This window comes from Amycolatopsis acidiphila, from assembly GCF_021391495.1.
Lineage (GTDB): Bacteria > Actinomycetota > Actinomycetes > Mycobacteriales > Pseudonocardiaceae > Amycolatopsis_E > Amycolatopsis_E acidiphila.
The window spans coordinates 1-13,153 of record NZ_CP090063.1; the positions used below are offsets into that span (position 1 = coordinate 1).

The 13,153-nt window shown below is 68.5% G+C and carries 9 protein-coding genes and 1 tRNA gene; 9 read left to right on the forward strand and 1 reads right to left on the reverse strand.

All coding sequences use genetic code 11. The annotated features are described in order from the left end of the window. From dnaA to LWP59_RS00045, 9 genes are all read left to right on the forward strand, one after another. The gene (gene dnaA, locus LWP59_RS00005) at positions 1-1,599 is read left to right on the forward strand and encodes a chromosomal replication initiator protein DnaA (RefSeq protein ID WP_191334788.1); all 1,599 of its coding nucleotides are present in this window, start codon (positions 1-3) and stop codon (positions 1,597-1,599) included. A 793-nt stretch (positions 1,600-2,392) separates the two neighbouring features. Then, complete coding sequence (gene dnaN / locus LWP59_RS00010; protein ID WP_144637340.1) at positions 2,393-3,526, forward strand: DNA polymerase III subunit beta; 1,134 nt, start codon at positions 2,393-2,395, stop codon at positions 3,524-3,526. A gap of 31 nt (positions 3,527-3,557) precedes the next feature. Continuing rightward, on the forward strand, positions 3,558-4,448 hold the full coding sequence (gnd, locus tag LWP59_RS00015) for a phosphogluconate dehydrogenase (NAD(+)-dependent, decarboxylating) (protein ID WP_144637338.1): 891 nt from the start codon (positions 3,558-3,560) through the stop codon (positions 4,446-4,448). An 11-nt stretch (positions 4,449-4,459) separates the two neighbouring features. Further along, entirely contained in the window at positions 4,460-5,614 is a 1,155-nt protein-coding gene (recF, locus tag LWP59_RS00020) for a DNA replication/repair protein RecF (RefSeq protein ID WP_144637336.1), read from the forward strand. A 100-nt stretch (positions 5,615-5,714) separates the two neighbouring features. After that, positions 5,715-6,353, forward strand: a complete 639-nt coding sequence (locus LWP59_RS00025; RefSeq protein ID WP_373299413.1) for a DciA family protein — start codon at positions 5,715-5,717, stop codon at positions 6,351-6,353. A gap of 181 nt (positions 6,354-6,534) precedes the next feature. Then, entirely contained in the window at positions 6,535-8,499 is a 1,965-nt protein-coding gene (gyrB, locus tag LWP59_RS00030; protein ID WP_144637334.1) for a DNA topoisomerase (ATP-hydrolyzing) subunit B, read from the forward strand. Between the two features lie 43 nt (positions 8,500-8,542). Further along, entirely contained in the window at positions 8,543-11,071 is a 2,529-nt protein-coding gene (gene gyrA / locus LWP59_RS00035; RefSeq protein WP_144637332.1) for a DNA gyrase subunit A, read from the forward strand. Between the two features lie 9 nt (positions 11,072-11,080). Then, entirely contained in the window at positions 11,081-11,785 is a 705-nt protein-coding gene (locus LWP59_RS00040) for a DUF3566 domain-containing protein (protein ID WP_144637330.1), read from the forward strand. 31 nt (positions 11,786-11,816) lie between these two features. Then, positions 11,817-11,890: transfer RNA gene (locus tag LWP59_RS00045), tRNA-Ile, on the forward strand. Between the two features lie 108 nt (positions 11,891-11,998). Here the strand turns inward: LWP59_RS00045 and LWP59_RS00050 are convergent. Next, positions 11,999-13,033 carry a MerR family transcriptional regulator gene (locus tag LWP59_RS00050; RefSeq protein ID WP_144637327.1) on the reverse strand — a complete coding sequence of 345 codons (1,035 nt, stop codon included), beginning with the start codon at positions 13,031-13,033 and terminating at the stop codon, positions 11,999-12,001. Between the last annotated feature and the right edge of the window lie 120 nt (positions 13,034-13,153).

Genomic DNA, 13,153 nt, shown 5'->3' on the forward strand with positions numbered 1-13,153 from the left:
GTGTCCGAGCACCAGATGAACCTGGGTGTCGTCTGGGAGCAGGTGGTCCGCGAACTGTCGGACGGCACGCTCTCCCCCCAACAGCGCGCGTGGATGCGCGTCACCCGTCCGATCGGCCTGCTCGACGGCACCGCGCTGCTCGCCGCGCCCAGTGACTTCGCCAAGGAAGCCATCGAGCGCGCGCTGCGCGAGCCGATCACCCACGCGCTGTCCCGCCGGCTCGGCCGGCCCGTGTCGCTCGCGGTCAAGGTCGACACCACCGAGGTCGCCCCGCCGCCACCCCAGTACGCCCCCTCACCCGCGCGAGTGGAAAACGTCGCCGCCGAGGCGCCGGCCCGCCCGCCGGTGATGCCGCCGCTGGACGACGGCATGCTGCCGCCCATGCGCCGCGGGCGCGTGCAGGCCGAGCCGAGCAAGCCCGTCCTCGCCGCCGAAGACGACGGGGACGAAGAGGTCGACGAGGAGGGCGAGGCGCTCGCGGCGGCGCACGAGATCTGGCCCATGTTCTCCGGCCAGCCGATCGCAGGGCAGCCCTACACGGCGCCCGCGCAACCGCAGACCTCCAAAACGCGCTTGAACGAGAAGTACACCTTCGACACGTTCGTCATCGGCGCCTCGAACCGGTTCGCGCACGCGGCCGCCTTCGCCGTCGCGGAAGCGCCGTCCCGCGCGTACAACCCCTTGTTCATCTGGGGCGAGTCCGGGCTCGGCAAGACACACCTGCTGCACGCGGTCGGGCACTACGCCCAGCGGCTGTTCCCCGGCATGCGCGTGCGCTACGTGTCGACCGAGGAGTTCACCAACGACTTCATCAACTCCCTGCGCGACGACCGCAAGGTGGCGTTCCAGCGTCGCTACCGCGACATCGACATCCTGCTCGTCGACGACATCCAGTTCCTGGAAGGCAAGGAAGGAACTCAGGAGGAGTTCTTCCACACCTTCAACACGCTGCACAACGCGAACAAGCAGATCGTGGTCTCCTCCGACCGGCCGCCCAAGCGGCTGGAGACACTGGAAGACCGGCTGCGCACGCGGTTCGAGTGGGGACTGATCACCGACATCCAGCCGCCGGAGCTCGAGACGCGGATCGCGATCCTCCGCAAGAAGGCCGCGCAGGATCGGCTCGCCGTGCCCGGAGAGGTGCTGGAGTTCATCGCCTCGCGGGTCGAGGCGAACATCCGCGAGCTCGAGGGCGCGCTCATCCGCGTCACCGCGTTCGCGTCGCTGAACCAGCAACCGGTCGACGTCGGGCTGGCGGAGATCGTGCTGCGCGACCTGATCCCGGATTCGCAGGCGCCGGAGATCAGCGCGCCGACGATCATGGCGGCCACGGCCGAGTTCTTCGACGTGACGATCGACGACCTGTGCGGCCCCGGGAAGACGAAGGCGCTCGCCACCGCCCGGCAGATCGCCATGTACCTGTGCCGCGAGCTGACGGACATGTCGCTGCCGAAGATCGGGCAGACGTTCGGCGGCCGCGACCACACCACGGTCATGCACGCGGACAAGAAGATCCGCAAGGAAATGGCCGAGCGCCGGCGGATCTACGACCAGGTGCAGGAACTGACCTTCCGCATCAAGCAGCGCGCCCGCCAGTAGGCGCGCACCTCCTCTATTTAGGACAGTCGAAGCGGCGTGCCACGGCACGCCGCTTCTTGCTGTGCGCGTCCTCTCCTGCTGTGCGCGTCCTCCTTGCCACCCGGCGGGATCGCCCGCTGTCCATCTAGGACAGTGCCGGCGGGCGCACCGCGTCATAGCGCGTTTCCCCGCGCGTCACAGGGGTATCCGAGGCGCCACAGCTTGTGACCCCGATAACGGACGCGCATCGAAAATCGATCACGGTCGCTCACAGGAGTGAAGTCGGGACCACCGCGGTCCTGTGCGGTGGCTGGGTACAAACCAGCCCACAGCTGGGGAAGAAAGTGTGGACAACTGTGGATGCCTGTGGACGGATTGTGAGCCGCCCGAAGTTGTCCACGGATCGCCGAAACTGTCCACCGCCGCGCACCCCCAGATGTCCACATGCCGCCGCGCCGTGGGACCTGCGACGACACTGGTTGTCCCCACAACCCACAGCCCCTATTACTGTTACTGCCCTTGTTCTTCTCAAGAAGATCTTCTAAAGCAAAAACAGGCGGCTGTGGAGTTGGGGACAAGCGACGAGATCCGATCGTCTTGTCGACAAGTCGATGGCCTGCCCCGAATGACGCCGGGCGGGGTCACGTTCTAACGTGGGTATCCACACCCAAGCCCGCACGTCGTTGGTGACATCGGCTCCGGGCTCCACCACACTGCGAGATCCCTGGTCAACGCGCTGCGCACCGCGCGTCCAGGGCCGTTTGTCGATCTTCTCGAGCCCAAGCCGTGGCTCGGCTGTCGAAAGGATGGGCGCATGAAGATCCGCGTCGAGCGAGACGGGCTGGCCGACGCCGTCGCTTGGGTGGCCCGCAGCCTGCCGTCGAGGCCACCCGTCCCGGTACTGGGCGGGGTGCTGCTCGACGCCGGTTCCGACGGGACGACCGACGCGCTGACCGTGTCCGGGTTCGACTACGAGGTGTCGGCCACGGTCGGCGTCCCCGCGACGATCGCCGACGGTGGGCGCCTGCTCGTGTCCGGACGGCTACTCGCCGACATCACCAAGGCGCTGCCCGCCCAGCCGGTCGAGATCTTCGTCGACGGCGCCCGCGCCTCGATCACGTGTGGCAACGCCCGGTTCTCCCTGCCGACCATGCCGGTCGAGGACTACCCCGCGTTGCCGGCCCAGCCCGCCCTCGCCGGCGAGGTCGCGGGCGACGCGTTCGGCCAGGCGGTCACCCAGGTCGCCGTCGCCGCGGGCAAGGACGACACCCTGCCGATGCTGACCGGCATGCGGCTGGAGATCTCCGGCAACTCGCTCACCCTCGTCGCCACCGACCGGTTTCGGCTCGCCATGCGCGAGTTCACCTGGGAGCCGGCCGAGGGGCTCGCCGACGCCGCCGTCCTCGTCCCGGCCCGCACGCTCGCCGAAGCCGCGAAGTCGCTCGGCGCGAGCGGCTCGAAGGTCGCGCTGAGCCTCGCCAGCGGCGAGGGCCTGCTCGGTCTCGCCGGCTCCGGTCGCTACACCACCTCCCGGCTCCTCGACGCCGAGTTCCCGCCGTACCGCCAGCTGCTGCCCGCGCAGCACACCTCCCGCGCGGTGATCGACGTCGCGCCGCTGTCCGAGGCGATCAAGCGCGTGTCCCTCGTCGCCGAGCGGGGTACCCAGGTCCGGCTGGAGTTCGCGGACGGTTCACTGCGGCTGTCCGCTGGTGGTGACGACGAGGGCAGTGCCGAGGAGGAGCTGCCGGTGGACTACGAAGGCGAACCGGTGACGATCGCGTTCAACCCGGGCTACCTCGTCGACGGCCTCGGCGTCCTGCACGCCGACCGAGCGGAGCTGACCTTCACCACCCCCAACCGCCCGGCCTTGATCAAGCCGGCGGACGAGCAGGGCCAGGTCGTTCCTGGTTACCTCTACCTGTTGATGCCGGTCCGCCTACCCGGCTGATCGGAAACGAGCGATAAAAGGGGATTTTTCGATGGTGCAGCTGGGACTCGTCGGCCTCGGCAAGATGGGCTTCAACATGCGCGAACGGCTGCGGGCCGCCGGGCACGAGGTGGTCGGCTACGACCGCAACGAGGCCGTGAGCGACTCCTCCTCGCTCGCGGACATGGTGTCCAAGCTCGCGGCACCGCGGATGGTGTGGATCATGGTCCCGGCCGGCGGCCCGACCCGGGACACCGTCGACGAGCTCGGCGAGCTGCTGTCCGAGGGCGACCTCGTGATCGACGGCGGCAACTCGAAGTTCACCGACGACAAGCGCAACGGCGAGGTGCTGGCCGCGAAGAAGATCGGCTACCTCGACTGTGGGGTGTCGGGTGGCATCTGGGGCAAGGAAAACGGGTACGGCCTGATGGTCGGCGGCGCCGCCGGGGACGTCGAGCGCGCGATGCCGATCTTCGACGCGCTGCGCCCGGACGGCCCGCGCGAGGAAGGCTTCTCGCACGCGGGCTCCGTCGGTGCCGGCCACTACGCGAAGATGATCCACAACGGCATCGAGTACGGCATCATGCAGGCGTACGCCGAGGGCTTCGAGCTGATGGAAGCCGCGAAGGTGATCGACGACGTGCCGGCCGTGATCAAGGGCTGGCAGCGCGGCACCGTCGTCCGGTCCTGGCTGCTCGACCTGCTCGTCCGCGCGCTGGACGAGGACCCGGAGCTCGACGACCTCGAAGGCTACGTCGAGGACTCGGGCGAAGGCCGTTGGACGCTCGAGGAAGCGATCAACAACGCCGTGCCCGCGCCGGTGATCTCGGCCGCGCTGTTCGCCCGGTTCTCCTCGCGGCAGAAGGACTCCGCCGCGATGCGGGCCGTCGCCGCGCTGCGCAACCAGTTCGGCGGACACGCGGTCAAGAAGGTCGGTCAGTAAGTAGGCGCACGTTGTACCTCCGTCATCTCCAGGTCACCGACTTCCGTTCGTGGGAGCTCGCCGACCTGCCGTTGACGCCGGGGCCGACCGTGCTGGTCGGCCCCAACGGACGGGGCAAGACCAACCTGCTGGAGGCGATCGGGTACCTGGCGACCCTCGGTTCGCACCGGGTCGCGACCGACGCGCCGCTGGTGCGGCACGGTTGTGAGCGTGCCCTGGTCCGGGCGGCCGTGGTCAACGACGACCGCGAGCTGACCATCGAACTGGAGATCACGCCGGGCAAGGCGAACCGCGCCCGGGTCAACCGCGGCGCGGTCGGCAAGCCGCGCGACATCCTCGGGATCCTGCGCACCGTGCTGTTCTCCCCGGAGGATCTGGCGCTGGTCCGTGGCGATCCCGGCGAGCGGCGGCGGTTCCTCGACGAGCTGTTGGTGCTGCGCGCGCCGCGGTGGGCAGGAGTGCGCTCGGACTACGAACGTGTGCTGCGGCAACGCAACGCATTGCTGAAGACGGCGGGCAGGAGAAAAGGAACACGCGACGATCCCTACGCGCTCTCGACCCTCGAGGTGTGGGACAACCACCTCGCGACGGCCGGCGCGCAACTGCTCGCGGCGCGGCTGGACCTGGTGGCCGACCTCGGTCCGCACACCTCCGCCGCGTACGCGGGGGTCGCGCCGGACTCGCGGCCGGCGACGATTTCCTACCGGTCCAGCCTGGGCGACGCACTGCCCGCCGGATACGGCAGACCGGACGGTGAACGAGCCGATCCGGACAAACTGACCGGTATCCTGGTGGCAGCGCTCGCCGACGCCCGGCAGGCCGAGCTCGAACGGGGGGTGAGCCTGGTCGGCCCGCACCGTGACGAGCTGGAACTGGTCCTCGGTGCGGCGCCTGCCAAGGGGTACGCCAGCCACGGGGAGTCGTGGTCGTTCGCGCTCGCGTTGCGGCTCGGCTCCTACGAGCTGTTGCGCAGTGAGAACGGAGAGCCGGTACTGCTGCTGGACGACGTGTTCGCGGAGCTCGACCGGCGCCGTCGTGCCCGGCTCGCGGAGGTGGCGGCCGCCGCCGAACAGGTGTTGATCACCGCCGCGGTGGACGAGGACGTGCCCGCAGAGCTATCGGGAACCCGCTTCACGGTCTCGAACGGGGAGGTCAACCTTGCGTGACGAGGATGCGGCAAGATCACCTCGGGCACCGCGAGTGACCGGCGCCACACAATTTACCCACCGATCTGGGGACAACTCTGTGGATAGTGTGGATAACACGGTGAACGAGTCATCGCCGCGGGTGAGCAAGCGGCCGAACGAGTCAGCTGCCGGGACACGAGCGGGGGGTCGCCCGGCAGAGGAGACCATATCCGCGACACAGAGTGACGCGACAACTGGGCCGAACGAGAACGCGCCCGGCCGCGATCTCGCGCGGCAGGCCCTGGCAGCCGCCCGCGCGAAGGCCGAGGCACGGGGTGTCGAGCCCGGCGTCCGCAAGCGTACGGCGGGCCAGTTCGGCCAGAACCCGCGGCGTCGCCGGTGGTCCGGGCCAGGCTCCGACGCGCGCGACCCGCAACCGCTCGGCCGCCTGATGTCGCGGCTGGCGACGGATCGTGGCTGGTCACAGCGTCTCGCGGACGGTCAGGTCTTCGGTCAGTGGGCGAAGCTGGTCGGCGAAGAGGTCGCCGAGCACGCCCAGCCGGTCTCGCTCAAGGACGGCGAGCTCACCGTCCGCGCCAGCTCCACGGCCTGGGCCACCCAGCTCCGGCTCCTCCAGGGGCAGCTCCTCACCAAGATCGCCGCCGCGGTCGGGCACGGCGTGGTCAAGCGCATGCGCATCCACGGGCCCACCGCGCCGAGTTGGCGCAAGGGCCTGCGGCACGTTTCCGGACGCGGCCCCCGCGACACTTACGGCTGAGATCTGAACGCGCCGTGATGCCTCGGCATGACGCAGAGCCACCCCGGCACCCGTCCGGGTTCGAGTTCGTGGCTCTGTGAGGAAATCAGGGGTGTCCTTGCCGCATGTCAGCGCGAGTGGCCAAGTAGACTGTACGAGGGAGCGGGGGCCCCTTGGGCGAGACTGAGGAGAAAGCAGGCCTGTGGCAGCCAAGAACGATTACAACGCGTCCTCCATCACCGTGCTCGAGGGGCTCGAAGCCGTCCGGAAACGTCCCGGCATGTACATCGGCTCGACCGGTGAGCGCGGTCTGCACCATCTTATCTGGGAGGTCGTGGACAACTCGGTCGACGAGGCGATGGCCGGGTACGCGACCAGGGTCGACGTGACCCTGCTCGCGGACGGCGGTGTCCGGGTCGTCGACGACGGCCGTGGCATCCCGGTCGAGGAGCACCCGGTGCACAAGCGGTCCACCCTGGAGATCGTGCACACCGTGCTGCACGCCGGTGGCAAGTTCGACAGCGACTCCTACGCGGTGTCCGGCGGCCTGCACGGCGTCGGCGTCTCCGTGGTGAACGCGCTGTCCGCCGCACTCGACGTCGAGGTCTACCGCGACGGCAAGATGTGGCGCCAGCACTACGACCACTCCGAGCCGGGCGAGCTGATCGAGGTCGGCCCGACCGACAAGAGGGGCACCACCACCACGTTCTGGGCAGACCCGGACATCTTCGAGACCACCACGTACAACGCCGAGACCGTCGCCCGTCGCCTGCAGGAGATGGCCTTCCTCAACAAGGGCCTGTCCATCACCCTGCGGGACGAGCGGGTCTCCGAGGCGGACGCCGAGACCGATGTCGACGGCCAGCAGGCCAGGGTGAAGGACCGTACCTACCACTACCCGGGCGGGCTCGAGGACTTCGTCAAGCACATCAACGGCAGCAAGGACCCGATCCACCCCAGCGTGATCTCCTTCGACGCCAAGGGTGAAGGCCTCGAGGTCGAGGTCGCGATGCAGTGGAACAACTCCTTCACCCCGTCGGTGCACACCTTCGCGAACACGATCAACACGCACGAGGGCGGCACGCACGAAGAAGGCTTCCGCGCCGCGCTCACCCGCGTCGTCAATGCGTACGCGCGCGACAAGAAGCTGCTGAAGGACAAGGACGAGAACCTCTCCGGTGAGGACGTGCGCGAGGGGCTCGCCGCGATCGTGTCCATCAAGCTCGCCGAGCCGCAGTTCGAGGGCCAGACCAAGACCAAGCTGGGCAACAGCGAGGCGAAGACGTTCGTGCAGACCAAGACGAACGAGTGGCTGGCCGACTGGTTCGAGCGCAACCCCACCGAGGCCAAGACGATCATCAACAAGTCGGTCGCGAGCGCGCAGGCGCGGATGGCCGCGCGGCGCGCGCGGGACCTGGTGCGCCGCAAGGGCGCGATGGACATCGGCGGCCTGCCGGGCAAGCTCAAGGACTGCCAGTCCACCAACCCGGAGGAGTGCGAGCTCTACATCGTCGAGGGTGACTCCGCCGGCGGTTCCGCCAAGGAGGGCCGCGAGTCGCGGTTCCAGGCGATCCTGCCGATCCGCGGCAAGATCATCAACGTGGAGAAGGCCCGGATCGACCGGGTGCTGAAGAACAACGAGGTCCAGGCGCTGATCACCGCGCTGGGCACCGGCATTCACGACGACTTCGACCTGTCCAAGCTGCGCTACCACAAGATCGTGCTGATGGCCGACGCCGACGTGGACGGCCAGCACATCCGCACGCTGCTGCTGACGCTGCTGTTCCGGTTCATGAAGCCGCTCATCGAGCACGGCCACGTGTACCTCGCGCAGCCGCCGCTGTACAAGATCAAGTGGCCGCGGGCGGAACCGGAGTACGCCTACTCCGACAAGGAGCGCGACGGCCTGATCGCCGCCGGCGCCGAGGCCGGCCGCAGGCTGCCGAAGGACGACGCGATTCAGCGCTACAAGGGTCTCGGCGAGATGAACGCCGAGGAGCTGTGGGAGACCACCATGGACCCGGCGCACCGGCTGCTGCTGCAGGTGACCCTCGACGACGCCGCCGCGGCGGACGAGCTCTTCAGTGTGCTGATGGGTGAGGACGTGGAAGCCCGCCGCTCGTTCATCACCCGCAACGCCAAGGACGTCCGTTTCCTCGACGTGTAGTCGCAAAACGCTCTACCAGCACTGTCCATACGAGAAGGACCCCATGACGGAAACCTTGCCGCCGGATCACGACCGTACTGAACCGGTCGACATCCAGCACGAGATGCAGCGCTCCTACATCGACTACGCGATGAGCGTGATCGTGTCGCGAGCACTGCCGGACGTGCGCGATGGCCTCAAGCCGGTGCACCGGCGCGTGCTGTACTCCATGTACGACTCGGGTTTCCGGCCGGAACGCGGGTACAACAAGTGCTCGCGCGTGGTCGGCGACGTCATGGGCAACTACCACCCGCACGGTGACTCGGCGATCTACGACGCCCTCGTGCGCCTGGCCCAGCCGTGGGCGCTGCGGTACCCGCTCATCGACGGGCAGGGCAACTTCGGCTCGCCGGGCAACGACCCCGCGGCGGCCATGCGGTACACCGAATCCCGGCTCGCTCCGCTGGCGATGGAGATGCTGCGGGAGATCGACGAGGACACCGTCGACTTCTCCGACAACTACGACGGCCGCACCCAGGAGCCGGACGTCCTGCCCGCCCGCATTCCCAACCTGCTGGTCAACGGCACGTCGGGCATCGCGGTCGGCATGGCGACCAACATCCCGCCGCACAACCTGCGGGAAGTCTCGGAGGGCGTCGTCTGGGCGCTGGAGAACTGGGAGGCCACCGACGACGAGCTGCTCGCGGCGCTACTGCAGCGGATCAAGGGCCCGGACTTCCCGACGAAGGGGCTGATCCTGGGCACGTCCGGGATCGAGGATGCCTACCGCACCGGCCGTGGCTCGGTGCGCATGCGCGCGGTCGTCGAGGTCGACGAGGACGTCAAGGGCCGCACGATCCTGGTCGTCACCGAGCTGCCGTACCAGGTCAACCCGGACAACCTGGTGGAGAACATCGCCGCGCTGGTGCGCGACGGCAAGCTCACCGGCATCTCCGACATCGCCGACGAGTCCAACAGTCGCCGCGGCATGCGGATCGTGGTCACGCTCAAGCGGGACGCGGTCGCGAAGGTCGTGCTGAACAACCTCTACAAGCACACCCAGCTGCAGTACAACTTCGGCGTCAACATGCTGGCGCTGGTCGACGGCGTGCCGCGCACGCTGCGGCTCGACCAGGTCGTGCGGCACTACGTCAAGCACCAGGTCGAGGTCATCGTCCGGCGCACCCGGTTCCGGCTGCGCAAGGCCGAGGAGCGGGCCCACATCCTGCGTGGTCTGGTCAAGGCGCTGGACATGCTCGACGAGGTCATCGCCCTGATCCGGCGGTCGCCGACCGTCGACGAGGCGCGCACCGGCCTGATCGAACTGCTGGAGATCGACGAGATCCAGGCCACCGCGATCCTGGACATGCAGCTGCGCCGCCTCGCCGCACTGGAGCGCCAGAAGATCGTCGACGAGCTGGCCAAGATCGAGCTCGAGATCGCCGACCTCAAGGACATCCTCGAGAAGCCCGAGCGGCAGCGGCAGATCATCAAGGACGAGCTGACCGAGATCGTCGAGAAGTTCGGCGACGACCGGCGCACCCAGATCATCCCGTTCGACGGCGACGTGTCGGTCGAGGACCTGATCGCGGTCGAGGACGTGGTGGTCACCATCACGCGCACCGGCTACGCCAAGCGGACGAAGACCGATCTGTACCGGTCGCAGAAGCGCGGCGGCAAGGGCGTGCAGGGCGCGGCGCTCAAGCAGGACGACATCGTGCAGCACTTCTTCGTGTGCTCGACGCACGACTGGATCCTGTTCTTCACCAACAAGGGCCGGGTCTACCGCGCGAAGGCGTACGAGCTGCCCGAAGCCAACCGCAGCGCGCGCGGGCAGCACGTCGCGAACCTGCTGGCGTTCCAGCCGGACGAGACGATCGCCCAGGTCATCGAGATCCAGAACTACGAGGTCGCGCCGTACCTCGTGCTCGCCACGAAGAAGGGCCTGGTCAAGAAGACCAAGCTGACCGACTTCGACTCCAACCGCTCGGGCGGACTGATCGGCGTCAACCTGCGCGAAGGCGACGAACTGGTCGGAGCCGTGCTCGCCGGCCCCGAGGACGACCTGTTGCTGGTCTCCGCTGAGGGGCAGTCGATCCGGTTCCACGCCACCGACGAGGCACTGCGCCCGATGGGCCGCGCCACTTCGGGCGTGCTCGGCATGCGCTTCAACGAAGGCGACGAGCTGCTCGCGCTCAACGTCGCCGTGCCCGACAAGTTCCTGCTGGTCGCGACCGACGGCGGGTATGCGAAGCGGACGCCGATCGAGGACTACCCGGTGCAGGGCCGCGGCGGCAAGGGGGTGTTGACCATCCAGCACGACCGGAAACGTGGCAGGCTGGTGGCCGCACTCATCGTCGACGCTGATGACGAGTTGTACGCCATCACCTCCAGCGGCGGGGTCATCAGGACCGCGGCCGGGCAGGTGCGCAAGGCAGGCCGGCAGACGAAGGGTGTGCGGCTGATCAACCTCGGGGAGGGCACTACCCTGCTCGCGGTGGCACGCAACGCGGACGAGCCCTCAGACGTCGGTAATGGTGAAGGCAACGGAGACGAGACCGAAGCGCAGGCCGAGCAGCCTGACGCCGGGTAAGGACTACTAGTGACTTCCCCCGAGAACGCGGAACCGCCCACGGTCGCCGAGGACAAGGCGACGCCGCCGTGGCAGCGGCTGAGCAAGGAGAGCGGCAACGGCACCGCGGACGGCCCGACACAGTGGCTGCCGACAGGCCGGACCGGGGAAAATGTGCTTCACTCGGAAAGCGCTGCCGGTGACCAGACGGTGGTCAGCGGCAGCGCGGCGGGCAGCCTGTTCGGCCCGCCGGGCGAGGCGCGGGAGGACGCACTGGCTGGGCTGAGGGGGCAGGAGACCGTGTCGGTGCCGGGCCCCGGGACCAAGGGGCGTGGCACGCCGAGCGCGTTGCGCCGCCCCGGCCGTGGCCCGCGTCGCGCGAGCCTCCAGGTCAAGCGGTTCGACCCGTGGTCCGTGCTGAAGCTGTCGCTCGTGCTCGGCGTCGCGATGTTCTTCGTCTGGCTGGTCGCGGTCGGCGTGCTGTACACGGTGCTCGACGGCATGGGCGTGTGGGACAAGCTGAACGGCACGTACTCGTCGCTGGTCTCCGGCGAGGGCGGCAGCGCCCCGTCGGACCCGCTCATCAGCGCGGGCCGCGTGTTCGGCATCGCCGCCATCCTCGGTGCGATCAACATCGTGCTGCTCTCGGCACTGGCCACGGTGAGCGCGTTCATCTACAACGTGTCCGCCGACCTGGCCGGCGGCCTGGAGGTCACCCTGTCGGAACGGGAGTAGAGGGCATCCTGTAGTCTTTTCCTCGTTCCCGGGGCCCATAGCTCAGGCGGTTAGAGCGCTTCGCTGATAACGAAGAGGTCGGAGGTTCAAGTCCTCCTGGGCCCACCGAACGCAAGAGGGCGGTTGACCTGCTGGTCAACCGCCCTCTTGCGTGCCTACTGACCACACGTCGATCCGGTTCGTGGCAAGGCATCTCGGGATCCGAGCCTGAGCTCAGGCCACGTCCGCGACGATGCACGCGACGTTGTCGGCGCCACCGTTGTGGTTCGCACGCTCGACCAGCTCGTGCACGGCTTCGGCGGGGTCGGCGATGTCGGTCATCACCTGGCGAAGCGCCTCGAGGGTGACCGCGGTGTGGAGACCGTCCGAGCAGAGCAGATAGCGGTCGCCCGGTTCGGCGTCGCGTAGCTCGACGTCCGGCTCGGCGGCGTTATCGCCGTGAAGTGCTTTCACCAGCAAGGCGCGCTGTGGATGCGAAGCGGCTTCTTCCGGCGTGAGGCGGCCTTCGTCGACCATCGACTGCACGAGCGTGTGGTCCTGGGTGATCTGGAACAGCTTGCCGTCGCGCAGCAGGTAGACCCGCGAGTCGCCGATGTGCACGAGCGCCAGCTGTGAGCCGGACCAGAGCAGGGCGGTGAGCGTGGTGCCCACGTCCGCGCCCAGTTCCCGGACCGCCACCCCGGCTCGCTCGACCGCGTCCGACAACACGTTGAGCAGGTCGCCCGCGGGGACGGTCGAGTCCAGGGGCTTGAGTGCGTCGATCGCGACGGAACTGGCGAGGCGGTCGCCCGGCCCGAACCCGTCGGCGACGGCGAGCAGACGGGATCCCGCGTAGGCCACGTCCTGGTTCGACGCGCGGACGAGACCGCGGTCGGAGCGGACGGCGTAGCGAATGTTCAGTGACGACATGTGTTCTTCCTTCCTCTGCAACTGGTCGATGAGGAAGGAAGCCAGCTTCGCCCGCGACCGGAAGTCCGCCTCGACCTCTCGCCAGTACGCGGCGACTTCCCCGGCGGCCGCCGAGCCGTCGAGTTCGCAGACCGTCTTGATCCTCGCGAGCGGCATGCCCAGCCGTCGGAGCCAGGCGATCAACCGGGCGCGGTCGAGCTGTTCCGGCGCGTAGAAGCGGTAACCGGAAAAGGGGTCCACGGACACCGGCTGCAGCAGTCCGAGCTCGTCGTACAACCGCAACGCCTTCGGCGACAGGCGGGCAGCCCGCGCGAACGCACCGATGGTCAACAGTCCCATGCTCGCCCTCCTCATGCCGACACCGTGCGGCTTCCCCCGAGGTCAAGGTCAAGCATGGTTCCACGTGGAACGGCCAGGGCCGACGGGGAACTCCGCCGCGACGGCCCTGGCCGTGAACCG